Below are 20325 nucleotides of genomic sequence, written 5' to 3' on the forward strand. Positions count from 1 at the left end.
TTTCTTATTTCCCTTCTGCTCATCGTCCCCGCAGCCATGACAGGGGCACCATCACGAGGTCGGGGAAGATGATGAGCAGGACGAGCACGATGAGCTGCGCGATCAGGAAGGGATTGACCCCTTTGATGACAGCTCCCATCGGGACACGGGCAACGCCACTCACCACATTGAGCACGATGCCCACGGGCGGTGTAATAAGCCCGATGGCGTTGTTGATGATGAACAGGACGCCGAAATAGACAGGATCGATCCCAGCCTGCTTGACGATAGGCATGAGAACCGGTGTCAGGATCAGCACTGTCGGCGAGAAATCGAGGGCAGTACCCACGATCACGACCAGGAACATCAGAGCAAACATGAGCAGGGTCTTGTTGCCCATGAGAGGCTCGATGAAAGTGCTGATCTCCGCCGGAATATTCGCCTGGGTGATGAGCCAGGCGGACACCAGCGCCGAAGCCACAAGAAACATCACGACGGCGGTCGTCTTCGCAGCGGTCAGGAAGACGCCGTAGAGCATGGATGGCTTGAGTTCCCGATACACGAACATGCCGACGATGAGCGCATAGACCGCCGCGAGCACGGCTGCTTCCGTCGGCGTGACGATACCCCACTTGATGCCGCCCAGGATCATCACCGGCATCAGCAGGGCGAAGAAGCCATCGACGAAGGCTTTTCCACGTTCTCGCATAGTCGTTCGCGGAAAGGTCTTCAGCTTGTCCCTCCGGCTGACGACCCACCAAGCAGCAACCAGCGCCAGACCCATCATCAGACCGGGAGCGACACCTGCCAGAAACAGCTGGGAGATCGATACATTGGCCGCAACGCCGAAGATGATGAAGCCGATGGACGGCGGGATGACGGGTGCGATGATGCCGCCTGCCGCAATGAGGCCAGCGGAGCGCGGAATGTCGTAGCCGGCATTGCGCATCATCGGGATCAAGATGGCCGCCAGGGCCGCCGTATCGGCTGCTGCCGACCCTGACAAGGCTGCCAGGATCAGAGCGGCGACGATTGCCACATAGCCGAGCCCGCCATGAATATGCCCGAGGCATGCCAGGGCAAAATTGACGATCCGTTTCGAAAGGCCGCCAACATTCATCAGCTCGCCGGCGAGTAGGAAAAACGGCACAGCCAGAAGCTGAAAGTTGTCGGCGCCGATGATCATGTTCTGCGCCACGATCTGGCTGTCAAAGTTGCCGAGCCAGAGCATGAGCGCCAATGCGCAAACGATGAGAGCAAAAGCGATGGGCATACCCAGCGCCATGGCCCCTAAAAGGGAGACGAGGAAGACGACAATGGTCACTCGAGGCGCTCCCTCAGGGCATGGGCTTCATCGTCGCTGTAATCCCCGGCGAAGGCGCGAAGCTCTCGTTCGCTGATACGTCCCGTCAGCACGCGAGCAATCCGAATGAGGGCCATGATCCCTAGGCCAAGGCTCGTGAAATATCCGACGCCATAGATCCAGAGCATGGAGATTTCGGTGATCGGAGCGTAATTCGTGGCATTGATCTCGGCCTGCAGCCATGTGCCCCAGAAAAAGACGGCGCAGCAGATGATGACGAAGATGTCTGAGAGCACCATGCAGGCCTTGCGCCCATTGACGCCCAGCCTCGCCACCAGCGTCTCGACGCCGAGATGCGCGTTCTCGCGTCCGACCACGACGGCGCCGATGAAGGTCAGCCAGACGAAGAAGAAACGGGAGAGCTCCTCGGAAACATCGATCCCCGTATCGAAAAGGTAACGCAGGACGACATTACCGAAAACCATGACGACCATGCAGGCCAATAGGAGGACCATCAGGCCTTCCAGACTTTTGAAGAAGAAGGTCCCTATCCTGCTCACGTATCCTCCCCGACCTGGCCTGTTTCATGAGCCATTGTTCTGTTCACCGAGGCGCTTTTTGCTTGCGCGTTTTCCGGCAACCGGAAGCGGAAATAGGTCTCGGTTCGGCGAGGTCCACAAACCTGAATTAGTGTTACATATTATACTTATGAATAGTGCCGACCCTCATGGCATTCCGTAGATATCGCTGATCCGGCGCGCATATCGGAGATATGACCACAGGAGGCCGCGATGAAAATCACCCAGATCGAGACTCTGCGTCTTCAGGAATTTGCCAACATCATCTGGGTTCGCATCCATACGGATGAGGGCCTCATCGGGCTTGGCGAAACCTTCATGGGTGCTGCCGCTGTCGAGGCCTATATCCACGAGACGGCGGCGGCCAAGCTGATCGGCCGCGATCCGCTTCAGATCGAAGGCATCAATCGCGATCTCCAGAACTATCTCGGCTGGCGCTCGGCCGGCGTGGAAACACGAGGCAACTCGGCCATCGACATCGCCCTGTGGGATCTCTTCGGCAAAGCTCATGGAAAGCCAATCTGCGATATGCTCGGCGGCCGCTCGCGGGACAGGATCCGCGTCTACAACACCTGTGCCGGTTATCGGTATATCCGTGACAGCCGGGCTCAGAAGGTCGCGAACTGGGGCATCGGCCAGGTGGAGGGAGATTACGAGGATCTGGAAGCCTTCCTCCATCATGCGGACGATCTCGCCCATTCTCTGCTGGAACAGGGCATTACGGGCATGAAGATCTGGCCATTCGATGTCGCAGCCGAACGCAGCCACGGCTACGACATCTCACCGGACGAACTGCGGACCGCGCTTGAGCCTTTCACCAAGATCCGAAAGGCTGTCGGCGACAAGATGGATATCATGGTCGAGTTCCACTCCCTGTGGAGCCTGCCCATGGCGAAGAAGCTCGCCGCTTCTCTGGCCGAATTCGATACCTATTGGCACGAGGATCCCTTCCGTCTGGATAATGTCGGCGACCTGAAGGAATACGCGCGGCATTCCAAAGCCTGGGTCTGCGCTTCCGAAACCTTGTCCTATACGCATGCCTTCCGCGAGTATCTCGAAACCGGTGTCGCAGGCGTGGTCATGCTCGATCTGTCATGGTGCGGCGGCCTGACGGAGGCGCGGAAAATCGCAGCTCTTGCCGAAGCCTGGCATGTCCCCGTCGCACCGCATGACTGCACCGGCCCCGTGGTTTATGCCGCGTCCTGCCACTTTTCGCTTCATGCCCGCAACGCGCTGATCCAGGAAAGCGTGCGCGCTTTTTATACCGGCTGGTATACCGAACTCGTGACCGACCTACCAACGGTCGAGAAGGGAGAGGCCACGGTCAACATGCAGCCGGGGCTCGGCTTGGAACTCTTGCCTGAGCTTTGGAAGCGACCGGATGCCATCATGAGAATCTCCGGAGCCGCTTGAGCGCATCCCAGACAAGACGAACGCTTCACTAGAGCGATCGAAAAAGAAAAGGCCGGCGGGAAGGTGCCGGCCTCAAGCATGAAATTGTCAGCCGTCTTTAAACCCAGCCGCCGTCCACGAGGTAGGTCTGGGCCGACATGGCGCTGGAAGCATCCGAGCCCAGGAATAGCGCCATGTTGGCGATGTCCTGCGGCACGAGCTTGCGTTTCACGCATTGGCGCTTCAGCAATTCCTGCTCGCTTTCAGGCGTGAGCCACAGATCGATCTGGCGTTGGGTCATGATCCAGCCCGGCACGAGGCAGTTCACGCGGATATTCTTCGGGCCAAGCTCGCGGGCAAGAGCGCGTGTAAGACCAACCGAAGCGGACTTCGCCGTCTTGTAGGCTGCAAAGGAATCGTCACTCACCATGTAGCTCGTAGAGCCCATGTTGATGATGGAGCCGCCGCCTGCCTTCTCCATATCCGGCAGAACAGCCTGGGCCGCAAAAAACTGGTGGTCGAGGTTCGTGGCAAAACGCTCGCGCCAGTATTCCGGCGTCACCTGATCGATGGTGTGACGGTCGTCACGGGCCGCATTGTTGATGAGGATCGTAATGGGGCCAAGCACCTCGCTGGCGCGTCGGATTGCGGCCTGAAGCGCCGGGATGTCGCGCACATCGTTGTGTTCGAAATGCACGCGCTCCCCGAGCTCTTTCGCCAAAGCCAGGCCCGCTTCCGCATTGAAGTCCAGGATGGCGACCTTGCTGCCCTGAGTATGGAAGTTACGCGCGATGCTCTCGCCGATGCCGCTGGCGCCGCCGGTGATGAGAACCGTCTTGCCCTTCAGCGAGCTGTAAATCGTTTCAGCCATGGATGTCTCGTTTGCTCTTGAACCGAATTATTCGCTGCCCTTGGTCTTCGGCACGTAAGGACCATTGCCGTCGAAAACATAGGCTGTCTTGACCGTGGTGTAGAATTCCTGCGCGTAGCGCCCCTGCTCGCGCGGACCATAGGACGAGCCTTTGCGACCGCCGAACGGCACGTGATAGTCCACGCCTGCGGTCGGCAGGTTCACCATCACCATGCCGGCTTCCGCATGGCGCTTGAAGTGCCCCGCATATTTCAGGCTCGTGGTACAAATGCCAGAGGACAGGCCGAACGGCGTATCGTTGGCGAATTCCAGCGCCTCATCGTAATCCTTGGCGCGGATGACGGTTGCCACGGGGCCGAAAATCTCCTCGCGGGCCACACGCATCGTGTTGTCGACTTCCGTGAACAGGGCCGGCGAGAGGTAGAAGCCGGGGGCGTCGCGCTTCAGAAGCTCGCCGCCAGCCGCTAGCTTGGCGCCCTCTTCCTGGCCGATCTTGATATACTTGAGATCCTGATCGAGCTGACTCTGATCCACCACGGGGCCGATATGCGTGCCGCTCTTGAGAGCATCATCGATCACGAGACCTTTCATGCGCTCCTGCATGGCCGCCACGAATTTGTCGTGAATTCCCTCCGTCACGATCAGACGCGACGAGGCTGTGCAGCGCTGGCCGGTGGAGAAGAACGCGCTGTTGACGGCGCATTCCACGGCAACCTTGAGATCGGCATCGTCGAGCACGACCATGGGATTCTTGCCGCCCATCTCGAGCTGAATCTTCTTCATCGGGTCTGCCGTGATGGCGCTCATGGCCACCCGACGTCCTGTCGGCACCGAGCCGGTGAAGGAGATGGCGGATACCTTCGGGCTCTGCAGCATGGCTTCGCCGACCACCGAGCCCTTGCCCATGACAAGGTTGAACACGCCCGCAGGCACACCGGCACGGATGATGATCTCGGAGAGCGCATGAGCGGAAGCCGGAACCAGCTCGGCAGGCTTGAACACTACCGTATTGCCGTAAGCGAGCGCCGGAGCGATTTTCCAGGCCGGAATGGCGATCGGGAAGTTCCAGGGGGTGATGAGGCCGATCACGCCTACCGGCTCGCGGGTGATCTCAACGTCGACGGCCGGGCGAACAGAAGGCAGCTTCTCGCCCGCCAAGCGCAGGCATTCGCCAGCGAAGAACTGGAAGATCTGACCCGCGCGGGTGACCTCACCGATACCTTCCGGGAGAGTCTTGCCTTCCTCGCGGGAGAGCAGGCGTCCAAGCTCTTCCTTGCGGGCGAGGATCTCGTCTCCGACGGCCTTGAGGATGTCGTGGCGCTGCTGGATGGAGGAATGCGACCAGGCCGGAAAAGCGGCGTAAGCGGCATCGATGGCAGTCTGGGCCTCGGCAGCCGAGGCACGGGCGAAATCACCGATCACATCGTTGGTGTTGGATGGGTTGAGATTCGGCGCAGCTTCGGATGCGGCGACCCATTCGCCGGCAATGTAGTTCTTGGTCATCAGCATTTCTCCATTCCATTGCTGGCTTTGGCTCGTCCTGCCCTTCGGCAGCACGGCTCTCTAGCCGCTCACCCGGAGCCGAAGCTCCAGCGTTCTGATGCGGGCTTCTTGTTACTTCTTTCGGTTGTAGACGTCGAGAGACACGGCTGCGAGCAGCACAAGCCCCTTGATGACCTGCTGGTAGTCGATGCCGATGCCGAGGATCGACATGCCGTTGTTCATGACGCCCATGACAAAGGCGCCGATCACGGCACCCGTGACCTTGCCGACACCGCCCGTGGCAGAGGCGCCGCCGATGAAGACCGCCGCGATCACGTCCAGCTCGAAGCCAAGGCCGGCCTTCGGCGTTGCCGTGTTCAGGCGGGCCGCGAAGATGAGGCCGGCAAGGCCAGCCAGCACACCCATGTTCACGAAGGTCAGGAAGGTTAGGCGTTCGGTCTTGATGCCGGAGAGCCGCGCTGCCTTCTCATTGCCGCCCAGGGCATAAATGCGTCGGCCGATGGTCGTGCGGTTCGTCACGAAGGCGTACAAGACAATCAGCGCTGCCATGATGACGAGCACGTTCGGCAGGCCGCGATAGGTCGCCATCAGGTAGCAGAAGGCCACGATGAAAAGGGCCAGCAGCGCGTTCTTCGCCACGAAGAGACCGAAAGGCGCCGTCTCCACGTCATGTTTCAGCTGATTGGCGCGGCTGCGCACGCTGAAATAGACGATTGCGATCACGCTCGCGACGCCGATGAAGAGCGACGTGTAGTTGAAGCCCTCGCCGCCGAAGAAATCCGGGATGAAGCCGGAGCTGAGGCGCTGGAACACAACAGGGAACGGACCGACCGACATGCCGCCGAGAAGGGCCAGCGTAAGGCCCTTGAACACGAGCATGCCTGCAAGCGTCACGATGAAGGATGGAACCTTGAAGTAAGCGACCCAGTAACCCTGAGCCGCGCCGATGAGGCCGCCGACAATCAGGCAGGCGATGGTCGTCGTCACGGGATCGAAACCCCATCTCACCATCATGATGGCCGCCAGGCCTCCCACGAAGCCGACGATGGAGCCAACCGACAGATCGATATGACCGGCCACGATCACGAGGAGCATGCCCAACGCCATGATAACGATGTAGCTGTTCTGCAGCACGAGGTTCGTCATGTTGAGCGGGCGCAGCAGCGTGCCGTCCGTCGCGACCTGGAAGAACGCCATGATCGCCAGAAGGGCGAGCAACATGCCGTAGTCGCGGAAGTGGGTCTTCATGAACTCCAGCCACGATGTCTTCTGCTGGGGAACGTGGACCTCGTCAGCGGTTCTCGTATCCATCTCAGCGTCTCCCCGACTTAACGATAGCGTGCATGATCTTTTCCTGCGAGGCCTCGGCCACATCGAGCTCGGCAATCAGGGAGCCCTCGTTCATCACGTAGATCCTGTCGCACATGCCGAGTAGTTCCGGCATTTCCGACGAGATCATGAGAACGCCCTTTCCGGCATCTGCCAGGCCATTGATGATCGTGTAGATTTCGTACTTCGCGCCCACGTCAATGCCGCGGGTCGGCTCGTCCAGAATGAGGATTTCCGGGTTGGAGAAGAGCCATTTGCTCAACACCACCTTCTGCTGGTTTCCGCCGGAGAGGTTCACCGTTTCCTGGAAGACGTTGGGCGAGCGGATGCGCATCTTGCCGCGATAATCGTTGGCGACGGCCAGTTCGCGAATGTCGTCGATGACGAAGTTCTTGGCCACGCCTTTGAGATTGGCGAGCGAGATGTTCTTGCGGATGTCCTCTTCCAGGACGAGGCCATAGGTCTTGCGGTCCTCGGTGGCATAGGCGATCCCGTTTCCTACTGCCTTTTCGACCGAACTCACGTCGATCTCCTTGCCGTGCAGAAGAACGCGGCCTGAGGTGTGCTGGCCGTAGCTGCGGCCGAAGAGGCTCATGGCGAACTCGGTGCGCCCTGCCCCCATGAGGCCGGCAATGCCGACGATCTCGCCACGCCGGATGTTCAGGTTGACGTTCTTGACCACCTGAACGTTGGAGTGCAGCGGATGATAGGTCGACCAGTTCTCGACCTGGAAGATCGTCTTGCCGATCCTGGATTGCCGTTTCGGATAGCGGTCAGCCATGGTGCGGCCCACCATGCCACGGATGATCCGGTCCTCGCTGATCTCGCCCGCATGGCAATCCAGCGTCTCCACCGTCGTTCCATCGCGCAGAACCGTGATGGAATCCGCAACCTTCGTGATCTCGTTGAGCTTGTGCGAGATCAGGATGGAGGAAATGCCTTGCGCCTTGAACTGCAGGAGAAGATTCAGGAGCGCGTCGCTGTCCTTCTCGTTCAGGCTCGCGGTCGGCTCGTCCAGGATCAGCAGCTTGACCTTCTTGGAGAGAGCCTTGGCAATCTCCACGAGCTGTTGCTTGCCGACGCCGATATTAGTGACGAGCGTCTCGGGAGACTCGTTCAAGCCCACCATCTTGAGAAGCTGCTTCGTCCGCGCGAAGGCCACCGACCAATCGATGACGCCGTATGTGGCCTGCTCATTGCCGAGGAAGATGTTTTCCGCAATCGACAGGAGCGGCACAAGGGCCAGCTCCTGGTGAATGATGATGATACCAAGTTCTTCGCTGTCGGCGATGTCCTTGAAGCGCCGCTCCTGGCCCTCATACACGATCTCGCCGGAATAGGATCCGTGCGGATAGACGCCGCTCAGAACCTTCATCAGGGTCGATTTTCCGGCCCCGTTCTCGCCCACCAATGCATGGATCTCACCGGCCTTGACGGTGATGTTGACGTTGTCGAGCGCCTTCACGCCCGGAAACGTCTTCGTGATCCCTCGCATTTCAAGGATCGCATTCATCTTGGAAACCTCAGGCAACTCGAGGACGGGCCCATAAGCCCGTCCAGAAATGAGTAAGGACCCTGCGCGGATTGCGCAGGGTCCGTCTCCCGTTCAAGTCTTACTTGAACTGATCTTCCTTGTAGTAGCCGCTGCCGACCAGAACTTCCTTCCAGTTGGAAGCATCGACGCTCACCGGCTTCAGCAGATAGGCAGGAACGGTCTTCACGCCGTTCTCGTAGGTCTTCGTGTCGTTCACCTCGGGCTGCTTGCCCGACAGAACGGCGTCCACCATGTTGGCCGTCACCTTGGCGAGTTCGCGGGTGTCCTTGAACACGGTCGAGGTCTGTTCCTTGGCGAGGATCGACTTGACGGAGGGAACCTCGGCGTCCTGTCCGGTGATCACCGGCATGGGCTGCTTGGGCGTGCCGTAGCCGACGCCCTTGAGCGAGGAGATGATGCCGATGCTCAGGCCATCGTAAGGCGAGAGAACCGCGTCGACGCGCTTGTCGGTGTAATAGGCCGAGAGCAGGTTATCCATGCGGGCCTGGGCGACAGCGCCGTCCCAACGCAGGGTCGAAACCTTGTCCATGCCCGTCTGTCCGCTGAGCACCTTGAGCTTGCCGCTCTTGATATACGGGTCGAGAACCGACATGGCGCCGTTGTAGAAGAAGTAGGCGTTGTTGTCGTCGGGCGAGCCGCCGAAGAGCTCGATATTGAACGGACCCTTGCCCTCCTTCAGGCCGAGAGCCTTCTCGATGTAGCCGCCTTGGAGAACGCCTACCTGGAAGTTGTCGAAGGTAGCGTAGTAATCAACGTTCTTCGAGTTACGGATCAAGCGGTCATAGGCGATGACCTTGATACCCTTATCGGCTGCCTGCTGCAGCGCGTCCGACAGGGTCGTGCCGTCGATGGAGGCGATCACGAGCACCTTGGCGCCCTTCGTGATCATGTTCTCGATCTGGGAAAGCTGGTTCGGGATGTCGTCTTCAGCATATTGAAGGTCGACGTTATAGCCCTTCTCTTTGAGCACCTTGACCATGTTGTTGCCGTCGTCGATCCAGCGTGCGGATGACTTGGTGGGCATGGCCACGCCGACGGTAGCCTTGTCCTGCGCAAAAGCCGGGGTGAGCAGACTGGTCGCTCCGAGAGCCAGCGCTGCGATAGTCGTCGTAATCGTCCTCAAGGTCGTTCTCCCTTTCGATCCGATGGCCGGGCCATTCTGGTTGTGCCGGCTCATATCTAGAGTTCCTACGCGGCGGGCCTAGGCGGGCTACTCGTCACAGCGGGGCAGCAACGTCGAAGCACGGGCGTCCTGAGAGAGGCTTCTACAGAAGCCCTTTTTCAGCTGCATCTCAGGCGCTGGGATCGTTAAGCCCATGCGCCCGATCGCCCAATAATACTATAATACTATTTTGGGTGGGAGAAGCCGCTCCACCCCGTTTTATCCAGAGCTTAGACGGATGAAACTAGAGTTCAGATGCCGGAGAACGCATGCGTCTGGATCGTAGCCAGAGTGCTCGCGCTCTGCTTGATCCTTACCCGCTCCGCTGCCTGCATGATCAGAACAGACATGGCCTCGCTCGCAGCGGACGGGTCCTGTTCCTCGATGGCATCGAATACTGCCTGATGCTGCTTCATGACCGTGTCGAAGCGCTCGTCGCTGGAAACGGGCGAGCTGATCGTGAAGGAGGTCGCCAAAGCGGCGCCGATCACCGAACCGATGGATTGCAGGAACGGGTTCCCCGAGGCTTCGAGGATGGCCTGATGAAAGGCCAGGTCCGCCTTGGTGAAGCCCTGCCGGTTGGTGGCGCATCCATACATGGCTTCAAGAGCTTTGCGCATGATCTCAAGCTGCCTGGAGGTCCGACGAAGGGCCGCCGTCGCGCAGGCGAAGGGCTCCAGCGTCTGACGGATCTCGAAGAGCCAGCCGAGGAACTGGGCATCCACCCCCATCTCAAGATGCCACTCGAGAATGTCGGAGTCGAACATGTTCCAGTTGTTGCGATCCAGCACCTTGGTGCCGACCTTGGTCTTGGATTCGATAAGACCTTTCGCGGCGAGGGTTTTCAGCGCTTCGCGGAGAGCCGTGCGCGACACCCCGAACAGCTCCATGAGTTCGGCATCTCCCGGCAGGATGCTGCCGACGGGGAAACGTCCCTTCATGATGTTCTGGCCAATCCCATGGGCGACGAGATCATGTGCGGATCGCGTTCTTACAGGCCTCTTGAGATCGTTTGCCAAAACCATGATGCGCTCTTGAAACCTCTATCTTGTCCGGATCGATGCCGCCGACAGCCCTCTCTGAAGAACGATGAAAGCGAAGAGCAGAGCGCCAATCGCAATCTTGGTCCACCAGGAACTCAAGGTTCCCTCAAAGGTGATGTAGGTCTGGATCAACCCCTGGATGAGCACGCCGACAAGCGTGCCGATGATTGTGCCGGAACCGCCCGTCAGAAGCGTGCCGCCGATAACGACGGCCGCAATCGTATCGAGCTCGACCCCGGTCGCTGCAAGGGAATAACCTGCCGAGGTGTAAAAAGAAAAGACGATTCCAGCCAAAGCCGCCAGAAAACTGGACAGCATGTAGATCCTCACCGTGGTCTTCCCCACGGGCACGCCCATCAATTCTGCGGACGTCCTGTTGCCGCCCAGAGCGTAAACATTGGCCCCGAAACGGGTGAAATGCGCCAGGACCACGCCAATCGCGACCACCACGAGCATGGTCAGCGCGATGAAGGTCAGGCGCCCTCCTCCTGGAAGCGAGAATGCGATGTCCGTGATCTGGCCGTAGGCAGGAGCATTGATGGGGATCGAGTCCGTGGTGAGCACGAAGCACAGGCCACGCGCAAGGAACATTCCGGCCAACGTCACGATGAAGGCCGGGATCTGGAAGGTATGGATCAGGAATCCCATCGCTGCCCCGAACAGGGCCGCAAGTCCCAGGATGAGCACGAATGCCACATACGTATTGAGCCCATGTTGCTCGATGGTGACCGCCAGAAAGACACCGGTGAAGGCAATGACCGATCCCACCGACAGGTCGATGCCGCCCGACAGGATCACGAAGGTCATGCCTACCGCGACGATACCGAGAAAGGCGTTGTCCGTGAGAAGATTGCCGATGACCCGCGTCGAGGCAAAGCTCGGGAATTGCGCGAGGCAGATCAGGTAGCCCGCGATGAAGACGGCAAGGGTGATCAGAACTGGCAGGTGGCGGCGCATCAGATCTTGCTCCTCTTCCAGACGACACCCAGTCCCGACAGGACGGGCGACTGCGCCAGAAGCACGGCCAGCACAACGATGGCCTTCACGATCAGGTTGTACTCGGGCGGATATCCGCTGAGTAGGATGCCGGTGTTCATGGCCTGGATGATGAGCGCTCCCACCACCGAAAGACCAAGGCTGAAACGCCCGCCGAAAAGCGACGTACCGCCGATGACCACAGCCAGAATGGCATCGAGCTCAAGCCAGAGACCTGCATTATTGGCATCGGCTCCGCGAATGTCGGCCGTGACGATCAGACCTGCGATGGCAGCACAGAGACTGCACCACATATAGACCGCGATGGTGACGGCCTTCGTGCCGATGCCTGCATAAGCGCTCGAGCGGACATTCGCCCCGATGGACTCGATGAAGAGCCCTAGAGCCGTATGACGGACGACAAAATGCGTCATGATCAGCATCACGAGAGCAATGATCACCGGCATGGGAAGCATGAGGAACGATCCGCTTCCGATGGCGGCGAACCCTTCACTGACGAAGGTGATGATCTGCCCCTCAGTGATGAGCTGCGCGAAACCCCGTCCCGCCACCATCAGGATCAGGGTCGCCACGAAAGGCTGGATTTCGAGAACGGCGACGAGGATGCCGTTCCACAACCCGCAGGCCAAGCCGATCCCGGCTGCGGCGGCGAGCGCCACCGGCAAGGGATAGCCCTGCGCTGTCATACTGGCGGCCATGGCTCCGGCGATTGCCATTACTGCGCCGACTGAGAGATCGATGCCACGCGTGGCAATGACGAGGGTCATTCCCAACGCCAGGATGGCGACGGGAGCACCACGGTTGAGCACGTCGATCAGACTGCCGAAAAGACGCCCATCCTGGAGGCGGATCGCGAAGAAATCGCGGAATACCAACCAGTTGACGAGCAGAACGACAAGGAGCGCTGCAACCTGAGGCAGTCCTTTGGGAAGAGTACGGGAGGCGCTGGCCTGCACTACGCTGCTCATTGATGGCTCGCAATCGTCGTCATGATGGTATTCGCGCTGACCTCTGCCCCGGACAGCTCCCGCACATGCTTGCGATCACGCAACACCACGACCCTATCGCTATAAGAGGCGATTTCTTCGAGCTCGGAAGAGATCACGAGAAGCGCAAGGCCGTCCTCGCAAAGGCGCTCGATGAGGCGGATGATTTCCGCATGCGCCCCCACATCGATGCCGCGCGTCGGCTCGTCGAGGATGAGGAAACGAGGCTCCGTGGCAAGCCAGCGGGCAAGCAGGGCTTTCTGCTGATTGCCGCCGGACAGGAGTCCGATCGGCTTCTCCGCGTCGGGAGTGCGGATATCGAGCAGCTTGATGAACCGGTTGGCGATCTCCTCCTGCTTGCGGCGCGGAAGAAGATGCAGCCAACCGCGTTGCGCCTGCAGAGCAAGGATAATGTTTTCGCGGATCGACAGCTCCGCGACGATACCTTCCGTCTTGCGGTCCTCAGGCGTGAAGCCGAACTTCAAGCGGGAGGCATCGCGTGGCGAAGCGATGCGAACGGGCTTGCCATCAACGAAGGCTTGCCCTGTCTCTGCTTTCTCGATGCCGAAGACAAGTTTGGCGGTCTCCGTGCGGCCGGAGCCGAGGAGGCCGGCAAGCCCCACTACTTCACCGGGACGGACTTCGAGATTGAATGGCTCCACGAGCCTACGTCTGCCGTAATCCTTGAAGGACACCACAGGATTTCCAGTAACGGCCGGGCGTTGGTTACGATGAAGAGCCTCTTCCGCCAACTCGCGTCCGAGCATCATCGAAACAAGCTCGATACGCGGCAAGGCCGATGTCGGTCGGGAACCGACCAAGCGTCCGTTGCGCAGAACCGTGATGCGGTCGCAGACGGCGTAAACCTGATCGAGGAAATGCGTGACGAAGACGATTCCGATCCCTTGCGTCTTCAGATCCCTCAGGATTCGGAACAGCGTTTCCACCTCCTGCGCATCGAGGCTCGCAGTCGGCTCATCCAGGATCAGCACCTTTGCGGACAGATCGACAGCGCGGGCGATAGCGACAATCTGCTGAACCGCCACGGAGAAGCTGCCTAGCGGATCAGCGACATTAATGTCGAGACCGTAGGCAGTGAGAATTTCCGCAGCGCGGCGTCGCATCTCGCCTGTGCGGACAAGGCCGAAGCGATGCGGCTGTCGACCGATGAAAAGGTTTTCGGCCACTGACAGATTGGGAAGGAGGTTGACCTCCTGATAGACGGTGCCGATGCCCAACGCGAGCGCATCCGCCGGATCACGTGCTTCGATATCCAAACCATCGAGGCGGATGGTTCCGCCATCGCGTTTGAACACGCCTGTGAGCACCTTGATCAGCGTGGACTTTCCGGCGCCGTTCTCACCTAACAGGCCGTGAATTTCGCCCGCATAGAGCGTGAAATCCACCTGGTCCAGCGCCTGAACGCCCGGAAATCCCTTCGTGAGTCCCTTGATCTCGAGCAGATCGGAACGCTCGTCCAACAGCGGCATCAGCCTCTCCCCCTTCGATGATGAACCGCTTGCGGCGGAACACAGGAAGCGGCAGGCGAGATCTCGCCTGCCGCCACCGGGTTGAAGCTATCAGTAGAGTTCCTTGCGCTTCTCGTATTCGGCCTTCGCGGTATCAGGAGTGAAGACCTTGGACTCGGTCTGAATCCACTTCTTCGGCATCGTGCCGTCTTTCTTGTAGGCGGCGAGCGCATCGAATGCCGGACCTGCCATGTTGGGCGTGAGTTCCACGGTCACATTGGCTTCGCCGTCAGCCATGGCCTTGAAGATGTCCGGCACGGCGTCGATGGAAACGACCTTGATGTCCTTGCCGGGCTTCAGGCCAGCTTCCTTGATGGCTTGGATCGCGCCGATGGCCATGTCGTCGTTGTGGGCATAGACGGCGCAGATATTCTTGCCGCCACCTTCGGCCTTGATGAAGCTCTCCATGACTTCCTTACCCTTGGTGCGGGTGAAGTCGCCTGACTGAGTGCGAACGATCTTCATGCCGGGATTGGCGGCAACAACCTGATCGAAGCCCTTCTTGCGGTTGATCGCGGGGCTCGAGCCGACAGTCCCCTGGAGCTCGACCACGTTGCACTTGCCGCCGGTCTCCTTGGCAAGCCACTCGCCGGCCACCTTGCCCTCATAGACGGTGTCCGAGGTCACGGCGGTCAGATAGAGTGTGTCATCCTTCGTCTCGATGGAGCGGTCGAGCAGCACGACCGGGATCTTGGCTTCCTTGGCCTCTTTCAGCACAGCATCCCAGCCGGTCGCTACCACGGGCGCGAGAAGAATGGCGTCCACGCCCTGCGCGATAAAGGAGCGGACGGCGCGGATCTGGTTTTCCTGCTTCTGCTGGGCATCGGAAATCTTCAGATCGATGCCACGCTTGTCGGCCTCGATCTTGGAGACCTTGGTCTCCGCGGCCCGCCAGCCGGATTCGGATCCGACCTGGGAAAAGCCCACGGTCATTTTGGTTTGGGCGTAAGCAGCGCCCGACGACAGCATCAGCGTGGCCATACCGATCGTCGTCAGAAGATGACGAGCCTTCATGCGTTTTCTCCCACTGGATTCTTTGATTTTAGACTTTAGCAGCCTTAACAGCGGCCTATTTATCATATTATATGCCAAATAAATGGCGGCCATGCGACGTTAGTCGTAGTCAGGGAGTTGTCCAGGGCAGGCTGCGGATTGTTTTAGGGTAAGAAAAATGAGTGAAGACAAGAAGCGGCAGTTGCGAAGCCAAGCCTGGTTCGGCCGTCAGGACAAGATGGGGTTCTATTATCGCTCCTTCCTGAAGAACAGCGGCTTCCCGCAAGACCAGTTCGAAGGCCGGCCCGTCATCGGCATCTGCAACACCTGGTCCGAGCTCACGCCCTGTAACGCCCATTTCCGCACCATCGCGGAGCATGTAAAATACGGCGTTTTGGATGCAGGCGGCTTCCCGCTGGAATTCCCCGTCTCCTCGCTCGGCGAGGTGACGATGCGCCCGACCGCCATGCTCTTCCGCAACCTTGCAGCCATGGACGTGGAGGAAGCCATCCGCGCCCATCCGCTCGATGGCGTCGTGCTGCTCATGGGCTGCGACAAGACCACCCCTGCCCTTTTGATGGGCGCGGCTTCCGCCGACCTGCCGACCATTGGTGTCTCGGGTGGGCCGCAGCTGCGCGGTGTCTATCGCGGCAAGTATATCGGCTCCGGCACCAACATCATTTCAATGAGCGAGCAGTTGCGCGCCGGCGAAGTGACCCTTCAGGAATTCCACGAAGCGGAAGGCGGCATGAACCGCTCAGCCGGCCATTGCATGACCATGGGCACCGGTTCGACCATGGCCTCCATGGTGGAGGCACTCGGCGTCGGCCTGCCGGAAAACGCCGCCATTCCCGCTGCGGATGCGCGCCGCAATCATCTCGCCCGCATGGCGGGTCGCCGCATCGTCGAGATGGTCAATGAGGATCTCACACTCTCGAAAGTGTTGACCCGCGAGGCTTTCGAGAACGCCATCCGCACGCTGGCCGCCATCGGCGGTTCGACCAATGCCGTCGTTCACCTGCTCGCCATGGCGGGCCGTGCCGGGATCGAGCTGACACTGGACGATTTCGACCGCCTGGGCCGTGACGTCCATTGCCTTGTCGACCTGATGCCGTCCGGCCGCTTCCTGATGGAAGATTTCTATTATGCGGGGGGCCTGCCTGTCGTTCTGCGCACGCTCGGCGAGCGGGGGCTGCTGCACAAGGATGCGCTCACGGTGAACGGCAAGCCGATCTGGGAAAACGTGAAGGACGCGCCGTGCTGGAACCGCGAAGTCATCACCACCTTCGAGGAGCCCTTCAAGCCGGAGGCTGGCATCGCCATTCTGCGCGGCAATCTTGCGCCCAACGGCGCGGTCATCAAGCCGTCTGCCGCTTCTCCCGAACTCATGAAGCATACGGGCCGCGCCGTGGTCTTCGAGAGCATTGAGGAGCTGCACCACCAGATCGACGATGATACCCTCGACATCGACGAGACCTGTATCATGGTGCTCAAGAATTGCGGCCCGAAGGGTTATCCCGGCATGGCCGAGGTCGGCAACATGCCCCTGCCCCAGAAGCTTCTGAAGAAGGGCGTGCGCGATATGATCCGCATCTCGGATGCGCGCATGTCCGGTACGGCCTATGGCACCGTCGTCCTGCATGTTGCTCCCGAAGCCGCCGCAGGCGGTCCGCTGGCGCTGGTGCAGAATGGCGACCTGATCACTTTGGATGTTGCGGCTCGGAGCCTGCACCTGCATGTGGAGGCTGAAGAGCTGGATCGCCGCCGCGCTGCCTGGACGCCGCCGGCGCCGCACGCCACGCGCGGTTACGTGAAGATGTACTTGGACCACGTGATGCAGGCCGACAAAGGCGCGGACCTTGACTTCCTTGTCGGAAAGACCGGCGCGCCCGTCCCACGCGACAACCATTAAGAGCCAAATTCAAGAGACGTCATTTCAGGGAGAAAACATGTCCTCGCTCGGCAGATCCTCGGTGCGCCCCTATCGCGGCGTTTACCCGGTCGCTCCAACCATCTTCAGCGACAACGGCCAGCTCGATCTCGAGGGGCAGAAGCGCGCTATCGACTTCATGATCGAAGCCGGTTCCGACGGCATCTGCATCCTCGCCAATTTCTCGGAGCAGTTCCTGCTCACGGATGCGGAACGCGATGCCGTGATGCACACCGTACTCGACCATGTGGCCGGACGCGTCCCGGTGATCGTCACCACGAGCCATTTCTCTACGGACATCTGTGCCGACCGCTCGAAGCGGGCCGAAGCAGCGGGCGCGGCCATGGTGATGATCATGCCGCCCTTCTTCGGCGCGACACTGCGCGTCTCCGAAGGTGGCATCTACGAGTTCTTCCGCCGGGTTTCGGATGCGATCAATATCCCGATCATGATCCAGGATGCGCCGATGGCCGGCACCTCCATGTCACCGGCCTTCCTGGCGCGGATGGCGAAGGAGATCGCCAATGTTTCGTATTTCAAGATCGAGGTGGCGGGCACGGCCAACAAGCTGCGTGAGCTGATCGCGCTCGGCGGCGATGCCATCGAAGGTCCGTGGGACGGTGAGGAAGCCATCACTCTGATGGCGGACCTCGACGCTGGCGCCACTGGAGCCATGACAGGCGGCGCCTATCCGGACGGTATTCGCATGATCATCGATCCCTATTTCGCCGGAAATCGAGACGAGGCCATCACAGCCTATGAACGCTGGCTGCCTCTCATTAACTACGAGAACCGCCAATGCGGCCTCTCTGCCGCGAAGGCTCTGATGAAGGAAGGCGGCGTGATCAAGTCGGAAGCCGTTCGCCATCCGCTTCAGCCGCTGCACCCGGAGACGCGCAAGGGCCTTATCGAGATCGCCCGCCGCCTGGATGCCATGGTGCTCCGCTGGGGCCGATAAGGCTCGAACATCTGATGAAATGACAAACAGTGCGGCGGATGGAATATCTGCTGCGCTGTTTTCTATTCAGTGCACCCTGCCCCGCCAGAAACGCCAGCGCTCCGGCCAGAAAGCCAAGGCTGCGACGGCGAGGGCCAACAGAAGCAGCATCACCATCGTCTGCACCGTTCCGAACAGGGGCGCATCCTTGGCGAGGAACAGGCCCGTCACGGTTCCCGCCACAATCATGATGATCCGCACGATCCACCCGAACATCGCCGCCTCCTGTATTCTGGCATCAGGATTATCGCATGAACCGAGGCGGTTTCTTGATCGGCGTCAGCGCCGGAAAGCCAAGCTTACGACGGGCCGAATTCGTCCTGCTGAGGTGCCCCATCTTTTCCAAAGTGCTCTGCTTTTAATGCGAAAGAGTTGAGTTCCGGGTACCCACAGCATGAGGGAGAATGCTATGACGACCCAGATCAACCGCCACGTTTCAACGGCGATCGCAACAGGCCGTATCTATTCACCGGACCTTCTGGCGCAGATGCAGGACCTGCTCTCGGAATTGGCCGATCTCCGCTGCGTCTTCGAAATGGAACTCGAAGCGGCCAAGGCCAGCGCAACTTCCGAGCCGGAAGACGTTGCCTTGATCCAGGAATTGCAGCAGCGGCACCGCGAGCAATGCGCCCCTATCATCATGGAACTCACCATCCTAGAAAAAAAGATCGCGAGAGATTGTCGTCTCTAAGCCTCCAAGATGACTGTGCCACTGCGATCAACGCACGATTTTCTCAATCGAAACTTCGTGCTTGGTCTGCCCTGTCTGCTCGAAGGATGTGATGTTGGCGATTGTCGTCTCGGCGATGCTAGCCAATGCTTCCTTGGTGAAGAAAGCCTGATGGCCTGTGATCAGCACATTGGGGAAGGTCAGCAATCGAGCAAAGAGATCATCGTCGATGAAGCGGGCTGAAAGATCCTCGAAGAAAAGATCGGACTCCTCCTCGTAAACGTCGAGCCCGAGATAGCCGATGATCCCTTCCTTGAGTCCATGCACGACCGCCTCGGTGTCGATAACCGCGCCACGGCTCGTATTGATCAGCATCATGCCCTTCTTCATTCGTCCGATCATGTCGTGATTGACGAGGCGGCGTGTCTCGGGCGTCAAAGGGCAATGCAGGGTGACGATGTCTGACATCGAGAACAGTTCGTCCATGCTCATATAGGTCACGCCCATGGCGACGCAGGCCGGGTTCGGATACGGATCCTGGGCGATGACCTTGCAGCCGAACCCGGCCAGAATCGTGCATACAACCTCGCCGATCTTGCCGGTGCCGACCACACCAACCGTCTTGCCCGCAAGATCGAAGCCGAGAAGACCTTCGAGAGCGAAATTGCCCTCGCGGATGCGATTATAGGCTCGGTGCGTCTTGCGATTGAGCGCGAGAATGAGCGCGAGCGTATGTTCGGCCACCGCATGGGGCGAATAGGCAGGGACGCGCGCGATGGTGATTCCAAACCTTTTTGCAGCAGTCAGGTCGACATTGTTGAAGCCGGCTGAGCGAAGGGCAACCAGCTTGATGCCCTTGGAGGCGAGGTTCTCCAGCACGTCGGCCGTCACCTCGTCGTTGACGAAAGCGCAGACGGCATCCGCGCCGGCAGCAAGGTCGCAGGTCTCACGGGAGAGCCGCGCCTCGAAATAAGTCAAACGGTGTCCGGTTCCGGCGCTCGCCGCATCCAGGAACCGCCGGTCATAGGGCTTGGTGCTGAAGACTGCGATCTGCACGCTGGTTCTCCCTGATGGGCGCTAGCAGGATTTCCATCCCAGAAATGTAGCGCTTTTTTGCTTCAAGGCTTTGCCGTTCATGGGCCGGGAACGGATGGCAGGTGGAGCTACTTGCCATCCCTGGCTGTATCGACATCCCTATGGCCTATCGAGGGGCGGACAACCTAGGCCATTCAAAGACTTAAAACGCTTTATCGCTAGGCTGAAGCGCCAGCCCGGTGTTGTAAAAACAGGTGCCCTGTTGTAAGGCATTCTCGCGCCTCAGTCGCGAGCTTCCTAAAGTCGGAAGCGGCCGCACGGGGCGTGACATCGACTTGAAAAGGCAGTCCGCTGGGGCTGCGAAGTCACCGGGCCGCAGCGCGCTCACAGCCTGCGCAGTGCTCCCGATCCAGGGCTCCCTTGCCATGATTTCGCACTCAAGCCGCCCTTCCCTGGGCGCCTCCCGATGTCCGT

The 20325-nt window shown here is 59.8% G+C and carries 18 protein-coding genes; 4 read left to right on the plus strand and 14 right to left on the minus strand.

Annotated features, from left to right (window positions below; all coding sequences use genetic code 11):
• Positions 1-19: 19 nt before the first annotated feature.
• Both MJ639_RS03065 and MJ639_RS03070 read right to left on the minus strand, forming a co-directional pair.
• Complete coding sequence (locus MJ639_RS03065) at positions 20-1303, minus strand: TRAP transporter large permease subunit (protein WP_243368630.1); 1284 nt, start codon at positions 1301-1303, stop codon at positions 20-22.
• Positions 1300-1797: a TRAP transporter small permease gene (locus tag MJ639_RS03070; protein WP_243368632.1), complete on the minus strand. Its 498-nt coding sequence runs from the start codon at positions 1795-1797 to the stop codon at positions 1300-1302. Before MJ639_RS03070 ends, MJ639_RS03065 begins: the two co-directional genes overlap by 4 nt.
• 276 nt (positions 1798-2073) lie before the next feature.
• Between MJ639_RS03070 and MJ639_RS03075 the strand changes: the two genes are divergently transcribed.
• Positions 2074-3273 carry a mandelate racemase/muconate lactonizing enzyme family protein gene (locus MJ639_RS03075; RefSeq protein ID WP_243368634.1) on the plus strand — a complete coding sequence of 400 codons (1200 nt, stop codon included), beginning with the start codon at positions 2074-2076 and terminating at the stop codon, positions 3271-3273.
• 97 nt (positions 3274-3370) lie between these two features.
• Here the strand turns inward: MJ639_RS03075 and MJ639_RS03080 are convergent, their stop codons facing one another.
• From MJ639_RS03080 to ytfQ, 10 genes are all read right to left on the minus strand, one after another.
• Positions 3371-4123 carry an SDR family NAD(P)-dependent oxidoreductase gene (locus MJ639_RS03080; RefSeq protein ID WP_243368636.1) on the minus strand — a complete coding sequence of 251 codons (753 nt, stop codon included), beginning with the start codon at positions 4121-4123 and terminating at the stop codon, positions 3371-3373.
• A gap of 27 nt (positions 4124-4150) precedes the next feature.
• A complete protein-coding gene (locus MJ639_RS03085) occupies positions 4151-5632 on the minus strand; it encodes an aldehyde dehydrogenase family protein (RefSeq protein ID WP_423790744.1) in 1482 nt (493 codons plus the stop codon).
• 105 nt (positions 5633-5737) lie between these two features.
• Positions 5738-6874, minus strand: a complete 1137-nt coding sequence (gene mmsB, locus MJ639_RS03090; protein ID WP_423790752.1) for a multiple monosaccharide ABC transporter permease — start codon at positions 6872-6874, stop codon at positions 5738-5740.
• 64 nt (positions 6875-6938) lie between these two features.
• Positions 6939-8468, minus strand: a complete 1530-nt coding sequence (mmsA, locus tag MJ639_RS03095; RefSeq protein WP_243368642.1) for a multiple monosaccharide ABC transporter ATP-binding protein — start codon at positions 8466-8468, stop codon at positions 6939-6941.
• A 100-nt stretch (positions 8469-8568) separates the two neighbouring features.
• Complete coding sequence (chvE, locus tag MJ639_RS03100; RefSeq protein WP_243369025.1) at positions 8569-9633, minus strand: multiple monosaccharide ABC transporter substrate-binding protein; 1065 nt, start codon at positions 9631-9633, stop codon at positions 8569-8571.
• Positions 9634-9923: 290 nt separating this feature from the next.
• On the minus strand, positions 9924-10697 hold the full coding sequence (locus tag MJ639_RS03105) for a FadR/GntR family transcriptional regulator (protein WP_243368644.1): 774 nt from the start codon (positions 10695-10697) through the stop codon (positions 9924-9926).
• A gap of 18 nt (positions 10698-10715) precedes the next feature.
• A complete protein-coding gene (gene yjfF, locus MJ639_RS03110) occupies positions 10716-11672 on the minus strand; it encodes a galactofuranose ABC transporter, permease protein YjfF (RefSeq protein ID WP_243368646.1) in 957 nt (318 codons plus the stop codon).
• Complete coding sequence (gene ytfT, locus MJ639_RS03115; RefSeq protein WP_243368648.1) at positions 11672-12679, minus strand: galactofuranose ABC transporter, ATP-binding protein YtfT; 1008 nt, start codon at positions 12677-12679, stop codon at positions 11672-11674. The genes yjfF and ytfT overlap by 1 nt, the downstream gene beginning before the upstream one ends.
• A complete protein-coding gene (gene ytfR / locus MJ639_RS03120) occupies positions 12676-14187 on the minus strand; it encodes a galactofuranose ABC transporter, ATP-binding protein YtfR (protein ID WP_243368650.1) in 1512 nt (503 codons plus the stop codon). The genes ytfT and ytfR overlap by 4 nt, the downstream gene beginning before the upstream one ends.
• 90 nt (positions 14188-14277) lie before the next feature.
• Entirely contained in the window at positions 14278-15240 is a 963-nt protein-coding gene (gene ytfQ, locus MJ639_RS03125; RefSeq protein ID WP_279306475.1) for a galactofuranose ABC transporter, galactofuranose-binding protein YtfQ, read from the minus strand.
• A gap of 157 nt (positions 15241-15397) precedes the next feature.
• On the opposite strand from ytfQ, the gene MJ639_RS03130 reads away from it, so the two are divergent.
• Together MJ639_RS03130 and MJ639_RS03135 are read left to right on the plus strand one after the other, a co-directional pair.
• Positions 15398-17131 carry an IlvD/Edd family dehydratase gene (locus tag MJ639_RS03130; RefSeq protein WP_243368652.1) on the plus strand — a complete coding sequence of 578 codons (1734 nt, stop codon included), beginning with the start codon at positions 15398-15400 and terminating at the stop codon, positions 17129-17131.
• Between the two features lie 37 nt (positions 17132-17168).
• Positions 17169-18107 (plus strand): dihydrodipicolinate synthase family protein, encoded by a 939-nt coding sequence (locus MJ639_RS03135; protein ID WP_243368654.1) that lies wholly within the window; start codon positions 17169-17171, stop codon positions 18105-18107.
• Between the two features lie 66 nt (positions 18108-18173).
• On the opposite strand, the gene MJ639_RS03140 is transcribed toward MJ639_RS03135, so the two are convergent.
• Positions 18174-18362: a hypothetical protein gene (locus MJ639_RS03140; RefSeq protein WP_243368656.1), complete on the minus strand. Its 189-nt coding sequence runs from the start codon at positions 18360-18362 to the stop codon at positions 18174-18176.
• Positions 18363-18555: 193 nt separating this feature from the next.
• Between MJ639_RS03140 and MJ639_RS03145 the strand changes: the two genes are divergently transcribed.
• A complete protein-coding gene (locus MJ639_RS03145) occupies positions 18556-18837 on the plus strand; it encodes a hypothetical protein (protein WP_243368658.1) in 282 nt (93 codons plus the stop codon).
• Positions 18838-18864: 27 nt separating this feature from the next.
• Here the strand turns inward: MJ639_RS03145 and MJ639_RS03150 are convergent, their stop codons facing one another.
• Positions 18865-19872 (minus strand): 2-hydroxyacid dehydrogenase, encoded by a 1008-nt coding sequence (locus MJ639_RS03150; protein WP_243368659.1) that lies wholly within the window; start codon positions 19870-19872, stop codon positions 18865-18867.
• Between the last annotated feature and the right edge of the window lie 453 nt (positions 19873-20325).

It is taken from the genome of Microvirga solisilvae (genome assembly GCF_022808595.1).
Taxonomy (GTDB): Bacteria; Pseudomonadota; Alphaproteobacteria; order Rhizobiales; family Beijerinckiaceae; genus Microvirga; species Microvirga solisilvae.

What these genes read in the sequence shown, in the direction of transcription:
- MJ639_RS03140 (WP_243368656.1), bottom strand. Translation starts at nt 18,362, where the DNA reads ATGTTCGGGTGGATCGTGCGGATCATCATGATTGTGGCGGGAACCGTG.
- MJ639_RS03070 (WP_243368632.1), bottom strand. Translation starts at nt 1,797, where the DNA reads ATGGTCCTCCTATTGGCCTGCATGGTCGTCATGGTTTTCGGTAATGTC.
- MJ639_RS03105 (WP_243368644.1), bottom strand. Translation starts at nt 10,697, where the DNA reads ATGGTTTTGGCAAACGATCTCAAGAGGCCTGTAAGAACGCGATCCGCA.
- MJ639_RS03135 (WP_243368654.1), top strand. Translation starts at nt 17,169, where the DNA reads ATGTCCTCGCTCGGCAGATCCTCGGTGCGCCCCTATCGCGGCGTTTAC.
- MJ639_RS03130 (WP_243368652.1), top strand. Translation starts at nt 15,398, where the DNA reads ATGAGTGAAGACAAGAAGCGGCAGTTGCGAAGCCAAGCCTGGTTCGGC.
- MJ639_RS03080 (WP_243368636.1), bottom strand. Translation starts at nt 4,123, where the DNA reads ATGGCTGAAACGATTTACAGCTCGCTGAAGGGCAAGACGGTTCTCATC.
- yjfF (WP_243368646.1), bottom strand. Translation starts at nt 11,672, where the DNA reads ATGCGCCGCCACCTGCCAGTTCTGATCACCCTTGCCGTCTTCATCGCG.
- mmsB (WP_423790752.1), bottom strand. Translation starts at nt 6,874, where the DNA reads ATGAAGACCCACTTCCGCGACTACGGCATGTTGCTCGCCCTTCTGGCG.
- MJ639_RS03075 (WP_243368634.1), top strand. Translation starts at nt 2,074, where the DNA reads ATGAAAATCACCCAGATCGAGACTCTGCGTCTTCAGGAATTTGCCAAC.
- MJ639_RS03085 (WP_423790744.1), bottom strand. Translation starts at nt 5,632, where the DNA reads ATGCTGATGACCAAGAACTACATTGCCGGCGAATGGGTCGCCGCATCC.
- ytfQ (WP_279306475.1), bottom strand. Translation starts at nt 15,240, where the DNA reads ATGAAGGCTCGTCATCTTCTGACGACGATCGGTATGGCCACGCTGATG.
- ytfR (WP_243368650.1), bottom strand. Translation starts at nt 14,187, where the DNA reads ATGCCGCTGTTGGACGAGCGTTCCGATCTGCTCGAGATCAAGGGACTC.
- ytfT (WP_243368648.1), bottom strand. Translation starts at nt 12,679, where the DNA reads ATGAGCAGCGTAGTGCAGGCCAGCGCCTCCCGTACTCTTCCCAAAGGA.
- MJ639_RS03145 (WP_243368658.1), top strand. Translation starts at nt 18,556, where the DNA reads ATGACGACCCAGATCAACCGCCACGTTTCAACGGCGATCGCAACAGGC.
- mmsA (WP_243368642.1), bottom strand. Translation starts at nt 8,468, where the DNA reads ATGAATGCGATCCTTGAAATGCGAGGGATCACGAAGACGTTTCCGGGC.